This is a genomic window from Photobacterium sp. 270122K (assembly GCF_059941365.1).
This window is the reverse complement of the sequence record NZ_JBPOEN010000006.1, coordinates 128,495-151,030: the sequence shown is the minus strand read 5'-3', so window position 1 is coordinate 151,030 and position 22,536 is coordinate 128,495. Positions and strand designations below refer to the sequence as shown.

26 protein-coding genes and 2 tRNA genes are annotated in these 22,536 nt (G+C 48.6%); 22 read left to right on the top strand and 6 right to left on the bottom strand.

The genetic code is table 11. The features are described from left to right. Positions 1-138 precede the first annotated feature (138 nt). The 5 genes from ACSF8W_RS12645 to ACSF8W_RS12625 all read left to right on the top strand — a co-directional run bounded on the left by ACSF8W_RS12645 (position 139) and on the right by ACSF8W_RS12625 (position 5,406). Positions 139-561 (top strand): Hsp20 family protein, encoded by a 423-nt coding sequence (locus ACSF8W_RS12645; protein ID WP_500847682.1) that lies wholly within the window; start codon positions 139-141, stop codon positions 559-561. 306 nt (positions 562-867) lie between these two features. Continuing rightward, complete coding sequence (locus ACSF8W_RS12640; RefSeq protein ID WP_500847681.1) at positions 868-1,755, top strand: DnaJ C-terminal domain-containing protein; 888 nt, start codon at positions 868-870, stop codon at positions 1,753-1,755. 241 nt (positions 1,756-1,996) lie between these two features. Further along, on the top strand, positions 1,997-2,191 hold the full coding sequence (locus tag ACSF8W_RS12635) for a hypothetical protein (RefSeq protein WP_500847680.1): 195 nt from the start codon (positions 1,997-1,999) through the stop codon (positions 2,189-2,191). A gap of 269 nt (positions 2,192-2,460) precedes the next feature. Beyond that, positions 2,461-3,714 carry a diguanylate cyclase gene (locus tag ACSF8W_RS12630; RefSeq protein ID WP_500847679.1) on the top strand — a complete coding sequence of 418 codons (1,254 nt, stop codon included), beginning with the start codon at positions 2,461-2,463 and terminating at the stop codon, positions 3,712-3,714. A gap of 222 nt (positions 3,715-3,936) precedes the next feature. Continuing rightward, positions 3,937-5,406, top strand: coding sequence for a DUF3943 domain-containing protein (locus ACSF8W_RS12625; protein ID WP_500847678.1), 1,470 nt, complete (start codon positions 3,937-3,939; stop codon positions 5,404-5,406). Positions 5,407-5,600: 194 nt separating this feature from the next. On the opposite strand, the gene tyrS is transcribed toward ACSF8W_RS12625, so the two are convergent. Both tyrS and ACSF8W_RS12615 read right to left on the bottom strand, forming a co-directional pair. Next, on the bottom strand, positions 5,601-6,788 hold the full coding sequence (gene tyrS / locus ACSF8W_RS12620; protein WP_500847677.1) for a tyrosine--tRNA ligase: 1,188 nt from the start codon (positions 6,786-6,788) through the stop codon (positions 5,601-5,603). 56 nt (positions 6,789-6,844) lie between these two features. Beyond that, complete coding sequence (locus ACSF8W_RS12615; protein WP_500847676.1) at positions 6,845-7,285, bottom strand: PACE efflux transporter; 441 nt, start codon at positions 7,283-7,285, stop codon at positions 6,845-6,847. A gap of 140 nt (positions 7,286-7,425) precedes the next feature. Between ACSF8W_RS12615 and ACSF8W_RS12610 the strand changes: the two genes are divergently transcribed. The 8 genes from ACSF8W_RS12610 (at position 7,426) to ACSF8W_RS12575 (ending at position 12,495) form a co-directional block, all read left to right on the top strand. Further along, positions 7,426-8,316, top strand: coding sequence for a LysR family transcriptional regulator (locus ACSF8W_RS12610; protein WP_500847675.1), 891 nt, complete (start codon positions 7,426-7,428; stop codon positions 8,314-8,316). A 90-nt stretch (positions 8,317-8,406) separates the two neighbouring features. After that, a complete protein-coding gene (locus ACSF8W_RS12605) occupies positions 8,407-8,877 on the top strand; it encodes a DM13 domain-containing protein (protein ID WP_500847674.1) in 471 nt (156 codons plus the stop codon). Between the two features lie 96 nt (positions 8,878-8,973). After that, on the top strand, positions 8,974-9,669 hold the full coding sequence (locus ACSF8W_RS12600; RefSeq protein WP_500847673.1) for a DUF4336 domain-containing protein: 696 nt from the start codon (positions 8,974-8,976) through the stop codon (positions 9,667-9,669). A 133-nt stretch (positions 9,670-9,802) separates the two neighbouring features. Continuing rightward, positions 9,803-9,893, top strand: a tRNA-Ser gene (locus ACSF8W_RS12595). Between the two features lie 39 nt (positions 9,894-9,932). Continuing rightward, positions 9,933-10,009 (top strand) — tRNA-Asp (locus ACSF8W_RS12590). 339 nt (positions 10,010-10,348) lie between these two features. Next, entirely contained in the window at positions 10,349-11,338 is a 990-nt protein-coding gene (locus tag ACSF8W_RS12585; protein ID WP_500847672.1) for a transposase, read from the top strand. Positions 11,339-11,541: 203 nt separating this feature from the next. Next, the gene (locus ACSF8W_RS12580; protein ID WP_500847671.1) at positions 11,542-11,718 is read left to right on the top strand and encodes a hypothetical protein; all 177 of its coding nucleotides are present in this window, start codon (positions 11,542-11,544) and stop codon (positions 11,716-11,718) included. A gap of 399 nt (positions 11,719-12,117) precedes the next feature. Continuing rightward, on the top strand, positions 12,118-12,495 hold the full coding sequence (locus ACSF8W_RS12575; protein WP_500847670.1) for a VOC family protein: 378 nt from the start codon (positions 12,118-12,120) through the stop codon (positions 12,493-12,495). Positions 12,496-12,545: 50 nt separating this feature from the next. Here ACSF8W_RS12575 and ACSF8W_RS12570 read toward each other — a convergent pair whose 3' ends face one another. Continuing rightward, entirely contained in the window at positions 12,546-13,175 is a 630-nt protein-coding gene (locus tag ACSF8W_RS12570) for a LysE family translocator (RefSeq protein ID WP_500847669.1), read from the bottom strand. Between the two features lie 208 nt (positions 13,176-13,383). Here ACSF8W_RS12570 and ACSF8W_RS12565 point away from each other — a divergent pair, with 208 nt between their 5' ends. Both ACSF8W_RS12565 and ACSF8W_RS12560 read left to right on the top strand, forming a co-directional pair. Then, a complete protein-coding gene (locus tag ACSF8W_RS12565) occupies positions 13,384-13,755 on the top strand; it encodes a VOC family protein (protein WP_500847668.1) in 372 nt (123 codons plus the stop codon). Positions 13,756-13,831: 76 nt separating this feature from the next. After that, positions 13,832-14,173 carry a hypothetical protein gene (locus ACSF8W_RS12560; RefSeq protein ID WP_500847667.1) on the top strand — a complete coding sequence of 114 codons (342 nt, stop codon included), beginning with the start codon at positions 13,832-13,834 and terminating at the stop codon, positions 14,171-14,173. 56 nt (positions 14,174-14,229) lie between these two features. Here the strand turns inward: ACSF8W_RS12560 and ACSF8W_RS12555 are convergent, their stop codons facing one another. Further along, entirely contained in the window at positions 14,230-14,571 is a 342-nt protein-coding gene (locus ACSF8W_RS12555) for a thiamine-binding protein (RefSeq protein WP_500847666.1), read from the bottom strand. 280 nt (positions 14,572-14,851) lie between these two features. Between ACSF8W_RS12555 and ACSF8W_RS12550 the strand changes: the two genes are divergently transcribed. The 4 genes from ACSF8W_RS12550 to ACSF8W_RS12535 all read left to right on the top strand — a co-directional run bounded on the left by ACSF8W_RS12550 (position 14,852) and on the right by ACSF8W_RS12535 (position 17,290). Continuing rightward, positions 14,852-15,307: a hypothetical protein gene (locus ACSF8W_RS12550; protein ID WP_500847665.1), complete on the top strand. Its 456-nt coding sequence runs from the start codon at positions 14,852-14,854 to the stop codon at positions 15,305-15,307. Between the two features lie 225 nt (positions 15,308-15,532). After that, the gene (locus tag ACSF8W_RS12545; RefSeq protein ID WP_500847664.1) at positions 15,533-16,042 is read left to right on the top strand and encodes a hypothetical protein; all 510 of its coding nucleotides are present in this window, start codon (positions 15,533-15,535) and stop codon (positions 16,040-16,042) included. Positions 16,043-16,230: 188 nt separating this feature from the next. Further along, positions 16,231-16,704: a hypothetical protein gene (locus ACSF8W_RS12540; protein WP_500847663.1), complete on the top strand. Its 474-nt coding sequence runs from the start codon at positions 16,231-16,233 to the stop codon at positions 16,702-16,704. 52 nt (positions 16,705-16,756) lie between these two features. Continuing rightward, positions 16,757-17,290: a GNAT family N-acetyltransferase gene (locus ACSF8W_RS12535; protein WP_500847662.1), complete on the top strand. Its 534-nt coding sequence runs from the start codon at positions 16,757-16,759 to the stop codon at positions 17,288-17,290. Between the two features lie 88 nt (positions 17,291-17,378). On the opposite strand, the gene ACSF8W_RS12530 is transcribed toward ACSF8W_RS12535, so the two are convergent. Continuing rightward, positions 17,379-18,389 (bottom strand): manganese-dependent inorganic pyrophosphatase, encoded by a 1,011-nt coding sequence (locus ACSF8W_RS12530; protein WP_500847661.1) that lies wholly within the window; start codon positions 18,387-18,389, stop codon positions 17,379-17,381. A gap of 436 nt (positions 18,390-18,825) precedes the next feature. Between ACSF8W_RS12530 and ACSF8W_RS12525 the strand changes: the two genes are divergently transcribed. Then, positions 18,826-19,248 (top strand): hypothetical protein, encoded by a 423-nt coding sequence (locus ACSF8W_RS12525; protein ID WP_500847660.1) that lies wholly within the window; start codon positions 18,826-18,828, stop codon positions 19,246-19,248. Between the two features lie 57 nt (positions 19,249-19,305). After that, on the top strand, positions 19,306-19,986 hold the full coding sequence (locus ACSF8W_RS12520) for a DedA family protein (RefSeq protein ID WP_500847659.1): 681 nt from the start codon (positions 19,306-19,308) through the stop codon (positions 19,984-19,986). An 87-nt stretch (positions 19,987-20,073) separates the two neighbouring features. On the opposite strand, the gene ACSF8W_RS12515 is transcribed toward ACSF8W_RS12520, so the two are convergent. Further along, positions 20,074-21,003, bottom strand: coding sequence for a LysR family transcriptional regulator (locus tag ACSF8W_RS12515; protein ID WP_500847658.1), 930 nt, complete (start codon positions 21,001-21,003; stop codon positions 20,074-20,076). 169 nt (positions 21,004-21,172) lie between these two features. Here ACSF8W_RS12515 and ACSF8W_RS12510 point away from each other — a divergent pair, with 169 nt between their 5' ends. Next, on the top strand, positions 21,173-22,429 hold the full coding sequence (locus tag ACSF8W_RS12510; protein ID WP_500847657.1) for an adenylosuccinate synthase: 1,257 nt from the start codon (positions 21,173-21,175) through the stop codon (positions 22,427-22,429). The last annotated feature ends 107 nt before the right edge of the window (positions 22,430-22,536 follow it).

Below are 22,536 nucleotides of genomic sequence, written 5' to 3'. Positions count from 1 at the left end.
AGTATGGCCAGAGGAATGTGGTTTCACGACTCAGTGATGGGTTGCAAAGACAGTATCGTAGACGCAATCGCGAATTTACGGTGTCGTAAACTGTCTTGCTGTCATGACTGAGCTATTGCTTTTTATGAGGATAGTAGTATGCGTAATAACGATTTTGCCCCCCTATACCGCAACGCCATTGGTTTTGACCGTTTGTTCGACATGATGGAAGCGAGTGCGAAGAAACCCCAGTCTGGTGGTTACCCGCCGTACAATATCGAGCAAAAAGACGAGCATCATTACTGCATTACCATGGCAGTGGCCGGTTTTGCTGAAGCACAGCTTGAGATCACACAAAAAGAAAACATGCTGGTGGTCAGCGGTGTCCGTCAAGCGGAAGCAGACAAAAACTTTATTTACCAAGGCATTGCTGAGCGTAACTTTGAACGCAAATTCCAATTGGCTGATCACGTCAAAGTGTTGAGCGCAAGCCTCGAAAATGGCTTGCTGCACATTGAATTAGAACGTGAAGAGCCTGAAGCGATGCAACCCCGTAAAATTACCATCGGTACCCACGCCTGATCCCATCGCGAAGGCGATGCTCACCGTATTTCAGGCGCGTGTAAATGTCTCCTTTCGGCGTTGATCACCCCGTGATGACCTCAACGCCGTATAAAGTGATGACGAATGTCGAAAAACAGGTCACAATTACGCCGCCTGAACAACGGTGATAGTGCATCCCTTATCCTGTCATGGGAGTGATGCCAAAGATAAGGTCATGAAGGGGCAGTGTGTCTGCGGCTGAAAAGCCCGCCACAGGCTGTGATTTCATGAGACATAGGGCGTTAGAGTATGACTCTTACGCCCTTTTTTTCAGAGGTGTTTGTTATGTCACAACGCGATTATTATGAAATTCTAGGTCTCGCTAAAAACGCGTCTGAAAAAGAGATCAAAAAAGCGTATAAGCGTTTAGCGATGAAGTACCATCCGGATAAGAACCCGGATAACCCGTCTGCCGCTGATCAATTTAAAGAAGTGAAAGCGGCGTACGAAATTCTTAACGATAAAGAAAAGAAAGCGGCTTACGATCAGTTTGGTCACCGCGCCTTTGAACGCCCTGATATGGGCGGTGGTCGTCAGCAGTACGGTGGATACAACGACTTTGACGACATTTTTGGCGGTGCCTTCGGGGATATGTTTGGCCGTGCTCGCGGTGGTTCGCAATTTAATGGCTTTGGTCAGCGTCCACGCCGTGGTCAAGATGTGATCTTCAATATGGATGTCGATCTGGAAGAGATCGTGCAAGGCTGCTCAAAAGTGGTCGAATTGCCGATTTATGAAGGGAGCGTACAAACCACCAAGAAGCTGAACATCAAAGTGCCTGCCGGTATCGAAAATGGCGGCAAAATCCGCTTGGCGGGTAAAGGCGAACCGGGTGTGCAAGGCGGCCAACCCGGTGATGTGCTGATTCAAGTGAATATCCGTCCGCATCTGCGTTTTACCCGTGAAGGGAATAACTTGTTGTGCGCGGTGAAAACCGACTTCGTGACTGCCGCATTGGGTGGGCAGGTTGAAGTGGTGACCATCGACGGTAAACGTGTGAACTTGAAAGTGCCTGCAGAAACCCAGACAGGCGGTAAATTCCGCATGAAAGGTCAGGGTGTGACCGACCGAAACGGTCAGGCGGGTGACTTGCTGATTCAAGTGAATATTGAAACCCCGCGTAACCTGAGTGAACAGCAAAAAGCCTTGCTTAAAGAGTTCGCTGCGCTGTAAAAGGGACACGGTGTAATCGCCTTCTGAAAGGTGGGTTTATTGTATTAAGAAGCAATGGTTGTCCATTGCTTTTTTTATATCAAAAAAACAGCCATCATGCTTTTTTGCGATACCAATCACTGATCGATATATTGCGCATGTATATGCATATGAATATACATATGGTTGTGTATTGTGTGAAGCTGAAGGATGGCAATAAATCATGGAGAAAATGCGGATTGGCTGAGAGACCATCCTTAACATGGCGTCGGTGGAATACCGGTGGATTGAATCATTAGCGTTAGATGGTATCGAGCAGCAAGAGATCAATGCGGTGATTCAACGGTGTTTAGGTGGGGATGCGGAAAGTGCCGATATACTGCGACGTATTGCCCTTAAGCAGTGTTCTCCGAATGCCTTACTTGAGTACCTTAACCATACTGAGGCTGCCATTTAGTTTTCTCATCGCCTTCCTTTATTTACAATGTAAATTGCTTCGCATCTAATATCCTTACATTAATTATGTCTATTTGGTGTGTTTTATGCTCCGTGGGCACATCTTCTTGTTGCTCACCGCAGAGAAACCCTTACACTACACATCCCAGACTGACAAAACTGGTCATACCATTAATTCAATTCTTTGTTGGTGTAAATGTGCAAATGACATTTCCCTTTTCCAGAAATATTAAACTGACGCATATATCACTGTTTTTACGTGCAGGGATCTTGGCGTTTTTTCTCCTGTCTGTGGGGTATTTTAGTTATAACGTCCTGCATACACAGCGCCTGCTGAAAACCGTTGAAAGCCAGTTGAATACCCTTTATTCCTCGGTGCGCCGATTTGGTTCGTACTACGACAATGCCGACAGTGTGGTGTTGGAGACGGGTCAATACAGCCTGAATAACGTGGGGTTGTTGATTAAGTCAAAGAATGGCACCAATGTGAAGTGTCTGTCGAATGGGATCAATAAACTGCGCGCACAATTGGAAAACAGTGCCGCGGATAACATCTGGACCATTGCGGTGTTTGATAACCAAAGTGCCTATGGTTACTTCGATCCGCTGCGTCCAACGTATGAAGCCGCTTTTAAGCGTTACCGCAAAGAAGATGTGATGGAACGCATTGTGATGCGTGAAGGGCTCAATGAAACGTATCGCCAGTTTTACGGCTGTAATATCCGTATGAGTGAGCCGTACGATGAAGACGGGACGGGTGTACGCATTCGATCCATTTTTTACCCGATCCACAATCAGAAAAAGTTGGATGCGGTGGTGGTCGTCGATATTAAAGACACCTTCATCAACACCATTATTGATCAGTACAACCATGATCAATATACGGTGATCAATCGCGGTGCAGCAGGCAGCCTTTACAGCCGCAAACTGCAGTTGCCGTGCTCTGATATGGGAACCATTAAGGTGGGTATCGCGTTTGTCGATGTCGTGAAAAAAACCTGGTTACCTGCTTTGTTGATTGCCTTTTTGTATTGTGTCGGCATGCTGCTATTTGTGCGCAATAGTCGCTCTTTGCAAAAAGATAAAATGACGAACTTTTATCGTCGTGATTACTACGAACCGCGTTTGAAAAAGCAAAATGACTTTTCGCTGTTAATCATTGATATCGACCATTTCAAATCTATCAATGATACCTACGGGCACAAGAAAGGGGATGACATTATCACCCAGTGCACCAAGCGTATTTTGGGCTTGATCCGTCAGGATGATGTGGCGATCCGCTGGGGCGGTGATGAGTTCATTTTGGTGTTCAACAATATGGGGCCGGGTAAGTTAGCCGATAAAGGTGAGATGATCCGTGCCGCTATTGCCGATCAACCCATTGCTGACATGGCCGTCACGATCTCTGTCGGTGGGGTGTATGCGCGTGATACGCCATTCTCACAAGCCTATAAAACGGCGGATGCCGCCTTGTATGTCTCGAAACGAAAGGGGCGCAATGCGGTGACCGTTGCACAAGCATAACCAGACCCAAAGCCTCTTTATATAAGAGGCTTTCTTTTCCCCGTTCATACCGCAGAGAGACACCCTTTCCCGTATCGCTTTTCCCCTGCATCGATTTTTCGTATCATCACCCGGCACTTAAGGCGAAGAAAGTAGCTATACTCACAAGGTAATACAGTGAGTTACTGGTACGGGGCGCTGATTCACAGGCTGTGAACGTTGAGCAAAAGAAGAAGGGATGCAATGGCAAACGAATACCGCAAGGATACGCGAGTTTCATGGGCACCATTACGTGCCGTTTCATTCAGCGTGACACTGTTCACCGCATGCGGTGTGATGGCGCAAGCGACATCGCCGCCTGCATCGCCACCGACGACATCTTCCGTCTCTTTAGCGTCATCTCTCTCTTCCTCTTCATCAATGGCAGTATCGTCTTCGTTGCCTGCGAGTTCACTGTCTGAGCATTGGTCCAATTCTACCTGGGAAGAGACGGCATACCCCGATAGCGTGTATGACTCGCCGTATAACGTGGCGTTGTTTTCCGCGGAAAACGGCGAAGATCAGGCGCGATTGTGGTCGCAAACCAAATCGATTTTCTGGTACGGCGTGGGTGTGGCGGGCTTTATTGCCTTGCTGCCTGAGGACATTTCTAACTGGGACACCAGTGATGACCGCCTGTTTGAAAAATGGTGGGACAACGTACGCCAAGGCCCCGTGTGGGATCGCGATGTGTGGTACATCAACTACATCGGCCACCCGTATTTCGGTGGCGTGTATTACCAAATCGCCCGAAAATCGGGGTATCGCCAGTGGGATGCATTTGTCTATTCCTTCCTGATGTCGACCTTCTATTGGGAATATGGCGTCGAAGCCTTTGCCGAAGTGCCTGCGGTGCAGGATTTGGTCGTCACCCCCGTGTTGGGGTGGGTATATGGGGAGTGGGCGTTTAACAAAGAGCGGGAAATCATTCAGCGTGGCGGGCAAGTATGGGGATCTGATTGGGTGGGAGATACCGCCCTGTTCTTGCTCGATCCGGTAGACAGTCTCGGGCGCGGCGTGAACCACCTGTTTGGCCGTGATGTGATCAAAGCCGGTACCGGCTATCTCAGCATGCAAGAGGTCGAACTGGCAAACGGTAACACGGATACCCAAGTGAACCTGCAATTGCGCTATCAGTTTGGCGAAGGCGACACGACACCGGCCATGCAACGCCGCTACACCATGACCCGCCCGATGAGCATGACTGATGATCCGGTAGATACCGGCATCGTCGGTTTTTCGTTGGGGACGCGGTATCTCAACTTGGATGAGGCATGGGGCATTGAAAACCGCTGGGCGGCGACCGCCAGTTTAGGGTTGTACTTTACGCCCGCCTTTTCAACGCGGCTGAGCTATTCCCGTATCGACAGTGACAGTCAACAAACCGGTGAACGGGTCACGTACGAAAATTACAGTGTGGATGCGCAGTATTATTGGCTGACGGAGAACGTGGTACGCCCGTATGTGACGGCCGGGATCGGGGAAACCTTGTTGGATTTAGACCGCGGCACCACCACTTTTCAGTTAAATGCGGGGCTTGGTCTGCATTATCAGTTTCATCGCAAATGGGCGCTCACCTTCGACTGGGTGCATTACTACAGTACTTCGCGGGATACCCATGATGATTTGTTTGCCGGCCAGTTGGTGTACCGGTTTGGCCGAGGAGAGCGGTAAAGGACTGTTTCGAGTGCCGAGTGCCGAGTTGCGAGTCTCGGGTTTCGAGTATCGAGTTTCTAGGCTCTAGGAACCAGGATCTTATATCTCGAAACAAAACGCGCCCTGTCAGGCTGTCTGACAGAGCGCATTGCGGTTTACAGTATCGCAGCTAGAGACTGCGTTGCTGTTAATAGCGGTAGGTAGAAAGCGAATTACGCGAGGGTGATTTTCGCAATACGGCGTTTACCGACTTGGTAAATCGCGCTGCCTGCCGCCGGTACCGCATGGGTATCTTCCACTTTTTCGCCATCGCACTTCACCGCACCTTGCTTGATCAGGCGCAGTGCTTCAGAGGTCGAAGCCACTAAGCCAGCCTCTTTCAGCAGGTTCGCAATCGCCAAACCGTGTGGCAGGGCAATGGCTTCTAAATCGTCTGGCAGCGCTTGATGCTTAAAGCGGCTATCGAACGCTTGCTCAGCGGCGTCTGCTGCAGCGGCGTCATGGAAACGGGCCACAATTTCTTTCGCCAGCAACACCTTCACTTCTTTCGGGTTGCGGCCTGCGGCCATTTCGGCTTTGAATTGCGCAATTTCAGCCATAGGACGGAACGACAGTAGCTCAAAGTAGTTCCACATCAAATCATCAGAGATCGACAATAGCTTGCCGTACATCTCGTTAGCAGGCTCCGTCACGCCGATGTAGTTGTGCGCCGATTTAGACATCTTCTTCACGCCATCCAAGCCGACAAGCAATGGCATGGTGATCACTACCTGTGGCGTTTGGCCGTGTTGTTTTTGCAGCTCACGTCCCATCAACAGGTTAAAGGTTTGGTCGGTGCCACCCAGTTCGATATCCGCTTGCAGCTCGACAGAATCGTAGCCTTGCAGCAGTGGGTAAATGAACTCATGAATACCAATGGCACGGCCACCGGCAAAGCGCTGTTTAAAATCTTCACGCTCTAGCATACGCGCCACGGTTTGGCTGGCGGCCAATTTCAACATGCCTTCCGCACCCAACTGTGACAACCAGTGTGAGTTAAACACGATGTCGGTTTTGGCTGGGTCTAAAATCTTAAACACTTGCTCTTGGTACGTGCGCGCATTGGCTTCCACTTGCTCCGTCGTGAGCGGCGGACGCGTTGTATTCTTGCCTGACGGATCCCCGATCTTACCGGTGAAATCGCCGATCAAGAACATCACGCGATGGCCGAGATCTTGAAACTGGCGCAGTTTATTCAAAATCACCGTATGGCCAAGGTGAATATCAGGCGCGGTAGGATCGGCCCCTAATTTCACGCGTAGCGGGCGATTGAGTGCCAGTTTTTCTGTGAGGGCGGCTTCCGGCGTAATGCTGTCAACGCCACGTTTAATTTGGGCAAGGCTCTGTTCAAGGTTCATCAAAATGCTTCCGAAAAAAGGTGAAATTCCGTCATGACCGTTATCACGACGGCCGACAATCAAGAATGGGCTTGCAAGCCATGGGCGTGGCGTTTGCGAATAATGGCGGCACGAATGTGGTCATAACAAAAGTTGTAGACGAAGGCGTACACCGCGATAAATAACGTGACACCGATATCCATCATGAAGGCATCCAGCAAGCTGACAGACAGCAGCCAGGCCATCAAAGGCACAGTGAACAATAACAAGCCGCCTTCAAAAGCAGTCACTTGCAGTACTCGCACAGCGATACCACGCGTCTCACGTTGTCCCGGAAAGAAGCGGTCGAAAATGGCGTTGAATACCATGTTCCAAAGCATAGCGACCGTCGCCACAGCTATCATTGTTCCTGATAGGCTGCTGACGGGGTGATCGGTGAATACCATCAACCCTAAAACGGAAAAGGCAATGGCTAAGGCTTCAAATAAAACCGCGTGGAAAATACGTTCAAACACTGACATAACTGTGACTCTTATAATTGGGTGTTGCTCAAAGGGGATAGGATACGGATTTCAGTTACGAGGAAAAGTTAGCAGCTATCACGAAGTGTGATACCTTTTGCGGTGAGAATAACGGTAACGGGCAGGCGAGAGGATAAATCATGTACAGTTTTGAACAACTGAAAGTCTTTGTGACCGTGTGTGAATGCGGTTCGTTTTCGGCGGCGGCCCGCAAATTGAAACGGGCGCAGTCGGGGGTGAGCCAATCGGTGTCCAATCTGGAAATAGCCCTTAACCAAACCTTGTTTGATCGCTCAGGCAATTGGCCGGTATTGACGGCAGCGGGAAACGCCTTGTTGCCCATGGCGCAATCGGTATTGTTACAACAACTTCGGTTAGATCAAAAAGTGATGGCGTTGGACGCCGACGAAGAGCACGACCTGATCATCGCCATGGATGAAAGCCTGATAGAGCCGCAACTCTTGAGCCGATTGGCGGTATTGGGTGAACAGTTTCCGATGACCCAAATTGAAATCGTGTCTGCTTCGACCTTTGATATCAAAACCATGATCAGCGATGGCGATGCACACATCGGGGTGGTGTTTGCCGATGGCACCATGCTGGAAGAAGCCGAGTTTCGTTCATTGGGTTACAGCCGTTTTGTCACGCTGGCGGCGCCGTCCCATCCCCTGGCGCAGAAAGCCTCCGTCACAGACACTGACTTACGTACCTACCGACAAGTCGTGCACCGTTCTTCCACCGGGCAAGAGTTGTGGTTCAGTTACGCCATCAGTACGCAAGTCTGGTATGCCAACACCCATCAGTTACTGCTGGATTTGGCCTCCGAAGGGATCGGCTGGGCGATTGTGCCTGATAGGCTGGCTGCGCCGTATTTTGCTGACGGACGCTTAACCGAATTGAATGTCGAGTATGAACCCGAAGGATGGGTGACCACCATTGATGTGATTGAATCGCGTCGTCACGCAGGCGGGCCCGTGCATCAAGCCGTACTGAAATTGCTCAATGACGCGTTTGAACAGCACCGTTTGTGATCCCGATCGGCGGCTTTTTCGGTGAGGAGGAGCGCAAGGTATATAGTTAAGAAAGAGTGATAGTAAGGATTAAACGATAAGGAGATCGCCATGTTACGCACACTGGGACTACTCACCACCCACGGGGTCGCGTTAGCGGCCGGATTCGCCTTGGGGGTATATGCCCTGCCTATATTGATCGCCCCCGACGCCCCGCCAGTGAGCATGATCAGTGCCACCGCACAAGATGCCCAGTTTACCGCCACGTTTGATAAAGATCGCCAAGACAGTGATTTCCTCCATTGGGGGGAAGGGGAAGTGACTATCGGCAATGAGGCCATCACCTTTGTGGGAGAGCTGGCCCCAGGGCCTGATTACAAACTCTACCTGTCTCCGGTGTATGTGGAAACCGAAGCCGATTTCAACGCCAACAAAGCCGCCATGTTGCAGATTGGCAATATTCAATCGTTTGATCGTTTCATGCTACCGGTCAATGCTGCGGTGGATATCGACCAATACAACACCGTGATTGTGTGGTGTGAGTCGTTTGGGCAATACATTACGTCTGCGCAATATCGGTAAAGGGAAAGTGACGGCGGGGAATGTGATCTGATCAAGTGTCATTTTTTCCTGCTCTGGCAGTATAACAGCAGGAGATAACGGTAATGCGAGGATGCGATGCGGCAAATAGATGACAACATTTGGGTTCATGAAGACAGTATGAACATGTTAGGCGCACCGTTAGGGTTGCGTATGACGGTGGTGCGTTTATCGCAGGGCGGTTTGTGGGTGCATTCCCCCACGGCGTTGTCAGCAGAGCTGCACGCACAAGTCGATGCCCTTGGCGAGGTGCAGTATATAATCGCCGCCAGTAATAACCACTGCAAGTGGCTGCAAGACTGGTGTGAAGCGTATCCGGAAGCGGAGGTGTATGTCAGTGCCGGTATTCCGTGTAAAGTCCCGTTGAGCAACTACCATATTTTGCAGCAGGGGATGGAAAATGTGTGGGCGGCGGATCTGACGTGGGAAACCATGCCGTCAGTGCCCTTGTTCAATGAAACCGTATTTTTCCACACCCCCTCACAGTCGTTGATTGTCACCGATTTTATTCAGCATTACCCCGAACAGGACGGGTATGACGGCATGGTCGGCATGATGACTAAATACGTGTTTGAACCGATAGGCTTCAAAGGCTGCTGCGTTGCCCCGCCGCTTAAAATGGGGTTCACCCTGAAAGACAAACCCGGCTTCCAGCGTTTTATTGAAAGCATTCAAGCATGGGATTTCACCCGCATAGTCGTGACCCACGGTGAGATCATCGAAGACGATGCCAAGTCAGTGTTTCACGACCTTACCCAGCGTTTTCTGCAATGACGGCACTTTTTCGCAAAAACGGCCTGATGTGATGTGCGTTTTAGCAAAGTGATGCCGTATTGAGCGATTGATTAATCTTTTTCAAATTAGTCCTTTACAGCGCCGCCGTTGTTTCGTATTATCGCCGCACTCAGGAGAGATGGCTGAGTGGTTTAAAGCACCGGTCTTGAAAACCGGCGTGGGTTTATAGCCCACCTAGGGTTCAAATCCCTATCTCTCCGCCACATTCTAGAAATCGGGTTTACCGGGTTTCATACAGAATTGGAGCGGTAGTTCAGTTGGTTAGAATACCGGCCTGTCACGCCGGGGGTCGCGGGTTCGAGTCCCGTCCGCTCCGCCAACACAACGAAGCCTCAGTCGAAAGACTGAGGCTTTTTTGTATGCGTTGAATTTAAGTTCGCCCTGCGGTCGAATGAGTCTTGTCGAAATAGCTCAGTCGACATAGCGAGATGATCTTGCATCCGATTTTCTTCGCCTTTAAACACACTTCACAATCATTTCTTTCAGCCCGTAGTTGGACTTTTCTGTTCATCATCGATAAGGCATAGTCGTCACTATACCCTGACGCACGAACACCGTGAGGCGGTAGTGCCCTTTACCAAGACACCCACACTTTTGTAATTTTCTGCCCTGCGTTCTAGGCTTCCTTTATCATGGATGAATCAAGGAGCCAGCCAACATGCCAAGGGCAAGGAAAACGCAAGTCAGCTTGACCGATACACCGTATTATCACTGTGTATCGCGTTGTGTGAGAAGAACCTTTCTATGCGGTAAAGATCCGTTAACGGGGCAGAGTTTTGAACATCGACGAGCATGGGTGGAGCAGCGATTGCTGTTTCTTGCAAAGGTGTTTGCGATTGATCTCTGTGCTTATGCAGTAATGAGTAACCACACCCATGTGGTACTGCATGTGGATGCTGAACAAGCCAAAATGTGGTCACAGGAAGAGGTGATCACCCGCTGGCATCGGGTGTGTAAGGGCAACTTTCTGTCTAACACCTGGCTGGACGAAAACCTGCGCAGCCAAATGGATCGCGCACAGTTACAGGCGGTCGAACGTATTGCCGAAGATTGGCGGAAACGGCTGCATGACATCAGTTGGTTTATGCGTTTGCTGAATGAACCCATTGCACGTCAAGCCAATAAAGAAGACGGCTGCACCGGACGTTTTTGGGAAGGGCGATTTAAATCTCAAGCCTTGTTAGATGAAGCGGCACTCGTTGCTTGTATGGCTTACGTTGACCTTAACCCTGTTCGGGCGGGTATCGCGACAACGCCAGAATCCTCAGCCCATACCAGTATTAAAAAGCGCGCCAATGCTGCCAAATCAAGCTATCAACCAAAAAACCTACTGCCTTTTGTGGGTAATCCCCGAGCCAATATCCCTAAAGGTTTACCTTTTGTGTTTACCGACTATTTATTACTTGTCGATGAAACAGGGCGTGCTGTTCGTGATGGAAAACACGGCTATATATCAAAAAACGCATTGAATGTTATTTCTCGTCTGGGCCTGAGTGAAGAAAATTGGTTGGAGTTAGCCTGCCATTTAGAGCAAAACTTCTCTGGTGCGATTGGTAAAGAACATATGTTGCGAGAGTACCATCACCATATTGGCCAGCAACGAACTCAAGGGGTAAGCGCCAGTCGACGGCTGTTAAGCGTGGCCTGATAAATCACATTGACTGCTTCATTTCGACTAGCCATTTGGCTAGGTTTTGTCGTGCAAAAAATTGATGGAAATCGCCATGTAATAGCACTGAGTTCAAAAAATAGGGATGAAGAGGTTCGAGGGTAGGGGGAAAGGGTGAGAAAAATAGTCGTCGAAAAGAGGAGGCGGTTAACGGGTTTTTATCATGGGTGTCATTATAAAGTATGATTTCTCGTCTTGGCCTGAGTGAAGAAAATTGGTTGGAATTAGCCTGCCATTTAGAGCAAAACTTCTCTGGTGCAATCGGTAAAGAACACATGTTGCGTGAGTACCATCACCATATTGGCCAGCAACGAACTCAAGGGGTAAGCGCCAGTCGACGGCTGTTAAGCGTGGCCTGATAAATCACATTGACTGCTTCATATCGACTAGCCACTTGGCTAGGTTTTGTCGTGCAAGAAATTGATGGAAATCGCCATGAAATAGCACTGAGTTCAAAAATATGGATGCAGGATGTTAATGGAACGAGGGAAAGGGTGAGAAAAATAGTCGTCGAATAGAGGATGCGGTTAACGGGTTTTTATCGTGGGTGTCATTATAAAGGAGTTATAAGCGTCTTAGACCGATCCCCAAATTTTACGTTATAAAGACAGTTTTGTGGGTCAATGCAATGCCTGTCATATCTTCGTTGGTCATATCTTCGTTACTGGGCGCTCCTAACAGTCGTGATGCTGCATTGTGCTTCAAAGCACACTGATATTCCGTTAATCTTCCTGTTTATTCGATTTATAGGTAAGAAGATGATCGATCACGTTACCATTGCCGTCAGTGATTTAGAACGAAGCCGACAGTTTTATGAAGACGCTTTTCGTCCGTTAGGATATAAACTCGCATTTGGCGAAGAGGGTAAATTCTGGGCCTTTGACTTAGGAAAAGGTTTCCTATTTGAGATATGCCGCGCTAAGACAAAAGGCGCTTTAACAAGCTTCCATATTGCGTTTCGAGCCGCGAACCAACAAATGGTCCACGAATTTTACGACGCCGCGCTTTTAGCGGGCGGGAAAGATAATGGGGCACCTGGACCTCGGCCTCATTATACAGAAAACTATTATGCGTGTTTCGTGCATGATCCCGATGGTCATAACATTGAAGCTATGTTCGACAAGTGGACATATTGATGGCGTTTTTCATGCCGTTTAGTTGCACTTTTAACGCCATTGTCGTGACATTAGCTGTGTATCGCAAGGTATGAGCCTGCCGCAATCATAACGCTGCCTGCACTTTGATTTAATCGCTGCTGTGCGTGCGGTGTTTTGAGCTGCTTTGCGATTCGGCTTGCACCAAAGGCGACCAGCATGACAGCGGACATGAGGGCAATGGATGACAGTACAGAGACAAGGAAAATGTCTTGAGTTTGTAAGGCGGTGAGATCAATAAACGTGGGCAAGAAAGACATGTAAAAAAGAATCACTTTCGGGTTTGATGCGGAAATTAAAAACCCTTGGGTGAAGCTCGCGAATGCGGCTGTCGTTCTTTGTTGCTCGGATTCTGATATTACTTTGCCTTCTACATGGGGTAGCGTTTGAAACATCTTGTACCCGAGGTAGATCAAATACGCAGCCCCTAAGTAGCGAATAGCGATAAATACGTGTGACCAGTTATCTGCAATCGTCGCGAGTCCGAAACATGCGAGCATAAGATAAATGAGATCACTCGTGATCATGCCTGTTGCTAGGATGAAACATTTTCGAGGGCCATATACCATGGCTCGCGCAAGAATAGCGAAAATCCCCGGTCCCGGGGTAATGCCAAAGATAAACATTGCAATGAAAAATGTTACCGCAGATTCAAATGACATTTCATTTATCTAAATAGACTGATAAGAATCCGAAAAATAACACAGAAAATCGGTCTAATCGAGAGATATGTATGACTAAAAAGGCATTTATGTTATCAATCTATGGCACGTCGAAATCATCAACGTTTTGCGGGGTAAGGCGTTGCTTGTGATGCCTTTGAAATGGATACTGAATATATATCTTACTCATTTATCAAGGAGCGTTGCGATGAGATTTGAAGCGGTTAGAACCGGCATCATTTTGAAAACAGAGCGATATCAAGATTGCCTTTCATTTTATTCGCGTGTTTTAGGTTTGAATGTTGTTTTTGAAAAAATCGACGGTGATTTTATTATGTCTGAACTTGCATTCGGAGATGCTTATCTTCTCGTTGAAACAGGCGGTCAATATTCATCAACCGCCAAAGGTGTCGACAAAAACCCGATAACAATAAGGTTTGATGTGACTGATGCACGTCAAGTCTTGGCACTGCTTCGTTCACAAGGGGTGAACGCTGATTATTATGAGTACGATTGGGGGAAGATCGTGTTGGTCTATGATCCCGATGGTAATCGCGTTGAATTTAAGGCTGAGCCATAACAAGCGCCTCAGCAGAGCCAACGATCATTATGCTGCTAGATCAGGGATGATGACAAAAGGAATACAAGGATGTTAAGTGAACAATAAAAAATGGCTTTTTGCCGCGATTTTGCTCATCGGTGGGCCTTCACTGTTGCCGTTCAGTTTAGAGGTTATTGTGCTGATCGAACTGTTTGGCGTACTGGGTTTATGGACGATATACGCATCTTATGCACAATACTTGGTGAATCACCCAACCGTAAAAAGCGCCCTGCGTGTTGCGACCAGTTGGGATGTGCAGCCTCAAATGCTTTTCCCTTTTCGCGATCTAAAAGCCTATCCACCGTTAGTCTTTCATATGCTTCCTGTGCAGAGCGTGCTGGTTTGGTCAGTCAATATTCTGTTTTGGGGTAGCTTGGCTGGGAGTGCCATGCTTTAAGCGCTTTAACAATTCATTGCCGTCAACGTGATTGACACGATGACGGAGGTGTTTATCTACTTCTCGACAAACATGTGGTTGGCTTTGGTCACGCCTCTGTCGTAGGTGCAGAATGTGTCGGTCGCCGCTTCGGTTTTGCTGTGAATTTTGATGTTGGTGATCACTTCCAGCGCGCCGGCGTCGTAGCAGGCTTGTTGCGCCGCTTTCACGATTTCTAGCAGGTGATTCAACTCACCTTTCATTGTGGTTTCCATCGCACCCACTTGGTAAGGCACGTTAGCGGCTTTGACGACTTCAATCGCTTTATCAACCACTTCAAAGTTATTCCCTTCTTTTAATCGAGGAATGACTTGGAACACGACAAAGACATCTTTCATTACAGGGTTTTCAGCTGACATTGGTGTTCAAACTCATGACGTTCGGTGTGTTGGCATGTTATCACTTTTTTGTGTCTGCACGAGGGAGCGGTGCGCATTTGTGTGTGTGGTTCTCATGTTGCAAGAACCTGAGAGTAACCCCTGAAATTTGATAAAAGCCGATGTACGCAGAGGGGGGGAGCTATTGTTTGGCGACTTTTCACGATGGATACTGAATATGTTCTTATTCGGTTTACTTATTGAGCGAGTAGCGGGAAAGGTAGGAAACGACGTTTTTCGTTTTACATAAAAAGGAGCGATTGTGGAAAAGCTATTTAAGTACCTGGGTTTTGGGCTGTGCAGTATTATAATATTCCTTCTAGCAGGATTATATTGGGTTTCCTCCAGCGCTATTGAACAAGAGGTAAACGTTGAACCTTTTCTTGCAGAGGCAATTCCGAAATTAACAGAATGGGAAAAGATACATTATCAAACGTTCATGTCAGAAAAAGCCTTTGATGAATTGAGCTCGGAACAATGGGATTTGCTGTTAATCAAGTTGTCTTCGTTAGGTCAATTAGAAATGGTCGGCAAAGAAAAATTGATAAAAATTAAAACGCTTTCTCCGGTAGGTCGTTCCAGCATTACTTATGCGTATTATCGCGTTCCTGTGGCTTTTTCTACGGGACGAGCTCATATCGAGTTAGGGTTGCAGCTTTCAGAGAATAAAGTAGAAATTAATAGGATAAATTTTTTGTCTGATATCTTGCTCCAATAGCGAGGTAAAGGCGTTCTCATGTTATGCCACCGGCCACTGCTTGGGGGGAATCATGAAAGTAGTAATTCGTATAGTTCAGGAGGAAAAACATGATTGAAGAACACGTAAGAGAGAGAGCGCCTGCATCGCACCGAAAAAGAACATGGGGTGCGTATATTAATGGCCGCTTTGAATGCCCTCTTTTTGCAGGTGCTCAATACGCAGGCTGAAGAGTAAGGGAACCGTATGAAAAAGTGGTGTCTGTTGGCGGTAGTGCTGACACCATTGTTGTATATGTTTTGGCTTCCAATAAAAATGTTGGCCAATTCTCTGTTACCGACGGAGTGGGTATCGCACAGTATCATGGCCGATATTCGTGAGAGTTTGGTCGATCAGCCGCGATTTAGAGGGGCTGTGGCAAAACACCAAGGGGCGGCAAAACGCTATTTATACAATACGCCCATGACGGCCTACACCACCTTTGATTTTGGACTGCAGGATGTCTATGCCGTGTATATCAATGCTGAGGGAGAGTGGGTGGTGCGATTGGGTTTATTGCCGGATAAAAACGCGGAAACTTTTTTCTCCCAACAAGTGGGCGGGGTGCTAGGTCAGGGGATTAATCTGGCGATGCAAGGAATCAATGCCGCGTTAGAAAGCGGCGTGTTATCCCCCATGCTTTACCACGTGACGGATAACCTAGAGACCAGTTTTAGTAGTGATACGTATCAGCCCGTCCCCCGACTCGTTCGCTAGGCATCTTGTATTCCTTTGAGCCGCTCACACAGTGTGCGCTGAATATCGCACTGTGTTACCGGAAGCTCTGCGTGTGTTAGCGTTTTTGCTGCCTGCCTGTTGCACATAAGGATTGGGCTGCTGACACTACACCTTCTTTTCTTGGCGGGATGTGAAACGACTCATCCCTACCTATAAGGAGGTGAGCGATGGCGTATGCCCCCGAGTTTACGCGAAGGGAAAAATTCATCCGGCTTGGCCTAATGGCAGCAGCCATGATCGCGACGTATTTCTTTTTTGAATACTGGGTATTTCCGTTTGTGGAGGCATTGGCCTCACAACCGTATTGCTATGAGTATTGGGGGATGAACGGGGCAGAGTTCTTGTTCATGTGGATCCTGAGTGCTTTTCCTTTGGCCATGAGTGCCATCCTGTTCGTGATGTTGTTTCCTATCGGCAATCGCAGTTGGCAAGAAGGCCAATACCCGCCATCTACCATGAAGGTGTATAAGCCCACGGTCATTCAGCACGGTTTTATTGCGCGCGTGAGAGCAGGGGTGTGCATGGCGATACCCATCTTGCTTTTACTGGTGGGGATCGTTGGCACAGTACAATGGCAGTCTTATTCCTTTGAAAAAGCCGATGTTGCCACCGTAGAGGAAATGGCCGCGTGCCCGACCTAACGCGTCATTAGCTGTTGAACAAGAAAGCAGGCGAAGAATAAGGAGATAGACGATGATACCGACGTTGCAGGGGAAGCGTTTGACGTTACGCCCCATCATGTTTTCTGACCGCGAGGATTTATTTGCAATCTATGGCAATGCCGAGGTGATGAAGTATACGGATGAGCCGCCGTTCCCAGTATTAGAAACCGCCGATCAGATGTTGGCCAGCGTCACGGCCCTTGAACGTGCTGATGCGTCGTATGAATGGGCTATTACTCTCGTGTCTGATGGAGCATCGGATAAGTCGACGGATACGCGGGAAAAGATGATCGGTACCTGTGGTTTGCACAGTTTCAATGATGATCGCACGCAGTGTGAAATAGGGTGTATGCTCAATGCGCACTATTGGCGTCAAGGGTACATGACTGAAGCCTTACAGGTGTTGATGGGTCATGCTGCTACATTGGGGATCTCAGAGCTATGGGCTGATATTGATGTGGCCAATGTGGCATCAATTAGCCTGTTTACCCATTTAGGGTTTATGTATCAGCGAGTCAATGAGCAGGGCGACCACTTGTACTCTCATGATATGACCGCACGGTAACCCCCTGTGTTAGGAGAGTTGTCACGGTTAAAAAAAAGCGCGCAGTGGTGACTGCGCGCTTTTTAATGTGTCAGAAGTCAGTAAGTGATTACTTTGCTTCGATTGCTTTTTGAACAGATGGACCAATCTGGCGCTTACGTGATGTTACGCCATCCAGTACCAACCATTCTGCGGTGTTTTTGCCTTTGAATGCAGCTTGAGCAATTTTCTGATCGGCGCTGTCAATCCATAGTAGGTTGCCTTTCTTGTTCTTGGTGTCGATAACTGCAAAGAACAAGTGATCCAAGCCTTTCGCTTTTTTATGTGCTTTCATCGCTTTGATGAATTCAGCTTTACGCGCAAGCAGTTGATCCGCTGTTAGCGTTTCCGCTACGCCGATACCCACTTTCTTACCGCCGTAACCGAAGTTTTTGTAATCCAGTGTTAGGATTTCTTCTGCGCTCACTTTGCTGAGGTCAGATTTTGCTTCTAGCATCTTCTCACCAAAGGTTTTGATGTCTTTAATGCCCGCGACTTTCGCTAGTTTTTCCGCGTATTGACGGTCAAAATCTGTCGTTGTTGGTGAGCTAAATACGACGGTATCCGACAAGATACCGCCCAGTGTCGTACATGCGATGTTGGCCGGTAGTGTCACGTTCAGCTTTTCTGCACGGTCAGCAAGAATGGTCGCGGCTGAACCCCAAGGACGGATATCAATCGCGGCCACTTGTGTCAGGTTCACTGGGTTACCGCCAATCGCGTGGTGGTCAACAATTGCCACGACATCTTTTTCTTTCAATGACGCGTGTAGCTGGGTTTTCTGGTTGAAGTCAACCAAACCAATCGCGCCCACTTTCATGCTGCTTAGTGCAACCGGTGCTGCTGCTTTACAGTAGTCCAGTACAAACTGGCTTTCTGGGTTAATGGCTTCTGGCACGGCTGCCGTACCGCCATAGATGTGTGCTGCTGCGATAGCAGAGGTCACGGTGTCAGTGTCTGGGCTCATGTGGCCGGTCCACACCAAGTTATCCGTGTTGTTCGTTTTCGGTGCAGACAGTTCAAAAGCCAGCGCAGGTGCGCTGAACACTGAAACAAGCAAAGCGATATGAGAAAGTTTCATAGCAGTTCCGTATTTGCTGTTCATTCATTCAATGAATGAAAAAGAATCAAATTGTTATGGTTTGAAAAGTGTTGTTACAAACGGCCGACATAGTGAAAGAGCAACGCGATTACGCCTAATGTCATTGCCATATTTTGCGAGTCATCGTTGAAATATCGATGTTAAGAATATGAAAAATATGACCTATTTGACTTACCCCTCGAAGAGTTGTTGATAGAGTAATCAATTGTTGTTCATATACCGTACACCCGATGATGAAACCGGAGAAAGCAGGGGGAGAATGGCGGCTGAACGTGACGGTTTGCTGACAAAACGATGAATAATTAATCGGTAGGTTCGTTCTATTGATCTATTGAAACAAAGTCCCTGCTTTTTGTATTGCAATTACAGGGGGTCGGATGTAAAAGGGATCATCTTATCTTATCGGATGAACAGCGTGGGTACGTACCGACTGTTTCGGGTAGTTTTACTCTTTTCAGTAATGGCCATTTTATTTGGTCAGGGAAGCGTGTCGCCTGCATTTCGTGCGGTACAAAATGTCCCTTTGTACGCCTCGTTGTTTAGTGCCAATCAACTTGAAAGTCTCGGGTATCTTCATCCCAATCTGCAGCAAGCCGCGTTACTGAGTCGGCTGACGCCGCGTTTAAATACGCCGCGCGGTAATTCGACCGTGACTGAGCGATTGGGAAATACTTCAGAGCCTCCGCGCGTATTATTGTGGTTTGAACAGGCATGTAGCCTGTTACTCGCCATGGTATTGATCCCGGTGTTGCTGCGGATCAACCGTATGACAGCAAGTCAGCATAGTGTCGAATGGCACGATGCGAACTTGCTTTATCGCTTTATCCATACCCGCTAGACACGTAAAGACTGCATATTGTTGGGTTGTGTTTAGGTTGATGTCTCGGAGTTTTTTATGTTTGATTCTATTTTTTCTGTGTTGATGTCCCTCTGGCATCAAGACTTTGCGGCGCTATCGGCGCCAGGCAGCGCGAGCCTTGTGTACTTAGTCGTGGGTGTCTTAATTTTTCTTGAGAGTGGTTTTATTCCTGCGGCGCCGTTCCCGTGTGACAGCGTGGTGGTGCTTTCCGGTACGTTGGCTGCGGTTGGTGTGTTAGATCCGGTGCTGATCATGGTGTTGATCATGGTGTGTGCGGCAACCGGTAGCTGGGCGGCGTACATGCAGGGTAAATGGCTAAACCGTTTGCCGAAAGTGCAAGGCTGGGTGAATGCGGTGCCTGAGCGTCGCATGAAGCAGGTTGATACCTTGTTAGGCCGTCATGGCTTGGTGGCATTGTTCTGCGCCCGTTTCATCCCTGTGGTACGCTCATTGTTACCATTGATGATGGGCATGCGTGTGAATAAAGTCAGCAAGTTCCATTACTTTGCATGGTTAAGTGCAATGATGTGGACATTGCTACTGTGTGGCTTTGGTATGATCCTGCCGTTGTTGCCTGAGCATTTGAGCCGTTGGGTGACGATGGGCTTGATGGCGGCCCCGGTGATCACCTTCTGTGTGGCGCTAATGAGCTTCCTTACGTTGCGTATTCGCAAAGCGTTGCGTAAATCAGCACCGTCAACGGAAATGCCACAGTAAGGGTTCTGTTGATAAATCAACAGGCTTTTGATGAATAAACAAGAAAGGCGCCGAGAGGGCGCCTTTCTTGTTTCTGCGGGATCGGTTTTATTTTGATGATGGGCGAGGCGGCGATGAGGGGATCTCTTCGCTCACCCAATGCAGCAACTGCTTAATGGCCCGCGACAGCACCTGATTCTGTCGCACAATGTAACCTAGGCTGGTGGTCGGAAAATCCGGCAGCGGGGTAATGGTACTGGTGAGGTTCAATTTCGGGTGCAGCGAGAACGCCGGCACAATGGCGACGCCAAAGCCCGCTTCTGCCCAATCAATCTGTGCATCCACACTGCCGACTTCCATCACGCGGTACGGGGGCAATTTCAAACTCGGTAGCGCCAAATCAATCAAATCTCGCGTGCGGGTATCGTGCCCCAGCAAGATCAAGGTGGGTTCATCGCCTTGTGTGTGTGGGTTATGCGTCGTCGTGCTGGTGTTCTCGGCTGCTGCGCGTGCCTGCCAGTCGGCCAGCCCGTTGCCGAGTGCACACCACTGTACTTGGCGCAGTTCGGTAAAGTGCAGCGGTTGACTTTCTTTCTGCGCGATCACAAAGCCCAAATCCGCTTTGGCACTTTTCACTAACGCAGCGGCTTGGGTCGAAGTGGTATTGAACAGTGACAGATCGATGCCCGGAAATTCCCGCTTGAAAGACTGAAACGGTTTGATCAGCAATAAGCGCGAAATGATGTCGCTGGCGGCAATCGACAGGGTGCCTTGGCACAGGTCATTGATCGCATTGAGATCAGCCTGACAGACCTGCAACTCTTGCAGGGTGTGCTGTGCGCTGCGCAGTAAACGCTCACCGGCTTGGGTAAGACGAAACGGGTTACGTTCAATCAATTTCACCCGTGTGGTTTGCTCTAACTGCTTGAGGTGCAAACTCACGTTGGGCTGGGTCATGTGCAGCTCGGCCGCGGTTTTGCCAAAGTGTTCTAACCTTGCCAAGGTTACAAAGGTGTTCAACCAGTGCAAATCTAACATGGGGACTCCCTTGTGTGAAAAGTGGTCAATGGGGTGGTGTGATACGCATTGTACTCGCTTTGTGTGCATTGCCTATATGAAATTCTTATCGCGCCTATAACAATAATTAATTTTTGTTATTACCGGTGGCGGCATAGGATAAGGACTTCGCTATTAAGGAGTTGAAATTATGTCGTCTATTGTTGTTGTTGGTGCAAACTGGGGTGATGAAGGTAAAGGTCGTATCGTAGACTTTTTGGCCGAACAAGCATCGGCAAGCATTCGTTTCCAAGGTGGTAATAATGCGGGTCATACCGTAGTGAATGACTTTGGTACTTTTAAGTTACACCAACTTCCAAGCGGCGTATTCAACCCTGATTGCATCGGTGTGCTAGGCCCTGGCATGGTAATCAGCCCTGCTTTGCTTTCTGCGGAGATTGCCGAAGTTGAGCAATCTGGCGTAAAAGTGAATCTGTGCATTTCTGATCGTGCAACACTGTGTCTACCGCTACACGCAGAAGAAGATACACTGGAAGAGCTTCGTCTGGGTGACGGCGCTTACGGTTCTACGCGTCAAGGTATCGCACCTTGCTACGGCGACCGTGTCATGAAAAAAGGCATTCTAGTCGGTTGGTTGAAGCAACCAGAAGTATTGGTAGAACGCATTCAATTTATGTTGGATTGGAAACTGCCTCAACTGCGTGCGCTATACCCAACCTTCAAGTTTGAGCAAACTGCACAAGAAATGGCAGATTGGTTGCTAGAAGTGTCTGCTCCTTGGCGTGATTCTATCTGCAACGTGACCCTACCAATGAAAGCCCTGCAAGCAGAAGGTAAGAGCCTGTTGTTTGAAGCACAGTTGGGTGCGGGTCGTGACCTGGTTTATGGTGAGTACCCTTGGACAACGTCATCTAACTGTGTCTCTATGTATGCAGGTATTGGTGGTGGTTTGCCAGCCCTTCGCCCAGAGCGTGTTATCGCTGTTGCAAAAGCATTCAGCTCATCAGTGGGTACCGGTACATTGATCACTGCGATGGAAGAGCAAGATGCATTCCGTGAGCTAGCGGGTGAGTTCGGTGCCACCACCGGTCGTCCACGTGACATGGGTTACTTCGATGCCGTAGCAACGAAGAACGGCGTGGAACTGCAAGCAGCAACAGAAATCGCCTTGACCAAAGTGGATTGCTTGAGCGGCTTGGCGGATCTGAAGATCTGTGTGGCTTATGAAGGCGATCACAGCGAAAACCCAATTTGGCCACAAACGGCCTCTTTGGCACCTATCTATGAAAAGATGGAAGGCTGGAGCGAAGACATTACCGGTTGCCGTCACTTTGACGAGCTACCAAAAGCGGCGCAAGATTACGTACTGCGTATTGAAGAGCTGATGGGCGTGCCAGTGAAAATGGTGTCTGTCGGTCCAGGCCGTGAACAAATGATCATGCGTTAATCACAGACGGGCTATTCGCCCTTCTGACTGACGTATTCAGTGAAAAAAGCCAGCCTTGGTAACGGGGCTGGCTTTTTTGCTTTCATTTACCCAAACTTACTTTGCCA

Excerpts from the sequence above, each read along its gene's own strand:
- ACSF8W_RS12565 (WP_500847668.1), top strand. The coding sequence starts at position 13,384 with ATGAGATTTGAAGCGGTTAGAACCGGCATCATTTTGAAAACAGAGCGA.
- ACSF8W_RS12535 (WP_500847662.1), top strand. The coding sequence starts at position 16,757 with ATGATACCGACGTTGCAGGGGAAGCGTTTGACGTTACGCCCCATCATG.
- ACSF8W_RS12600 (WP_500847673.1), top strand. The coding sequence starts at position 8,974 with ATGCGGCAAATAGATGACAACATTTGGGTTCATGAAGACAGTATGAAC.
- ACSF8W_RS12645 (WP_500847682.1), top strand. The coding sequence starts at position 139 with ATGCGTAATAACGATTTTGCCCCCCTATACCGCAACGCCATTGGTTTT.
- ACSF8W_RS12635 (WP_500847680.1), top strand. The coding sequence starts at position 1,997 with ATGGCGTCGGTGGAATACCGGTGGATTGAATCATTAGCGTTAGATGGT.
- ACSF8W_RS12555 (WP_500847666.1), bottom strand. The coding sequence starts at position 14,571 with ATGTCAGCTGAAAACCCTGTAATGAAAGATGTCTTTGTCGTGTTCCAA.
- ACSF8W_RS12580 (WP_500847671.1), top strand. The coding sequence starts at position 11,542 with ATGATTTCTCGTCTTGGCCTGAGTGAAGAAAATTGGTTGGAATTAGCC.
- ACSF8W_RS12510 (WP_500847657.1), top strand. The coding sequence starts at position 21,173 with ATGTCGTCTATTGTTGTTGTTGGTGCAAACTGGGGTGATGAAGGTAAA.
- ACSF8W_RS12615 (WP_500847676.1), bottom strand. The coding sequence starts at position 7,285 with ATGTCAGTGTTTGAACGTATTTTCCACGCGGTTTTATTTGAAGCCTTA.
- ACSF8W_RS12570 (WP_500847669.1), bottom strand. The coding sequence starts at position 13,175 with ATGTCATTTGAATCTGCGGTAACATTTTTCATTGCAATGTTTATCTTT.
- ACSF8W_RS12625 (WP_500847678.1), top strand. The coding sequence starts at position 3,937 with ATGGCAAACGAATACCGCAAGGATACGCGAGTTTCATGGGCACCATTA.
- ACSF8W_RS12605 (WP_500847674.1), top strand. The coding sequence starts at position 8,407 with ATGTTACGCACACTGGGACTACTCACCACCCACGGGGTCGCGTTAGCG.
- ACSF8W_RS12545 (WP_500847664.1), top strand. The coding sequence starts at position 15,533 with ATGAAAAAGTGGTGTCTGTTGGCGGTAGTGCTGACACCATTGTTGTAT.
- ACSF8W_RS12540 (WP_500847663.1), top strand. The coding sequence starts at position 16,231 with ATGGCGTATGCCCCCGAGTTTACGCGAAGGGAAAAATTCATCCGGCTT.
- ACSF8W_RS12515 (WP_500847658.1), bottom strand. The coding sequence starts at position 21,003 with ATGTTAGATTTGCACTGGTTGAACACCTTTGTAACCTTGGCAAGGTTA.
- ACSF8W_RS12640 (WP_500847681.1), top strand. The coding sequence starts at position 868 with ATGTCACAACGCGATTATTATGAAATTCTAGGTCTCGCTAAAAACGCG.
- ACSF8W_RS12575 (WP_500847670.1), top strand. The coding sequence starts at position 12,118 with ATGATCGATCACGTTACCATTGCCGTCAGTGATTTAGAACGAAGCCGA.
- ACSF8W_RS12610 (WP_500847675.1), top strand. The coding sequence starts at position 7,426 with ATGTACAGTTTTGAACAACTGAAAGTCTTTGTGACCGTGTGTGAATGC.
- ACSF8W_RS12530 (WP_500847661.1), bottom strand. The coding sequence starts at position 18,389 with ATGAAACTTTCTCATATCGCTTTGCTTGTTTCAGTGTTCAGCGCACCT.
- ACSF8W_RS12520 (WP_500847659.1), top strand. The coding sequence starts at position 19,306 with ATGTTTGATTCTATTTTTTCTGTGTTGATGTCCCTCTGGCATCAAGAC.
- ACSF8W_RS12585 (WP_500847672.1), top strand. The coding sequence starts at position 10,349 with ATGCCAAGGGCAAGGAAAACGCAAGTCAGCTTGACCGATACACCGTAT.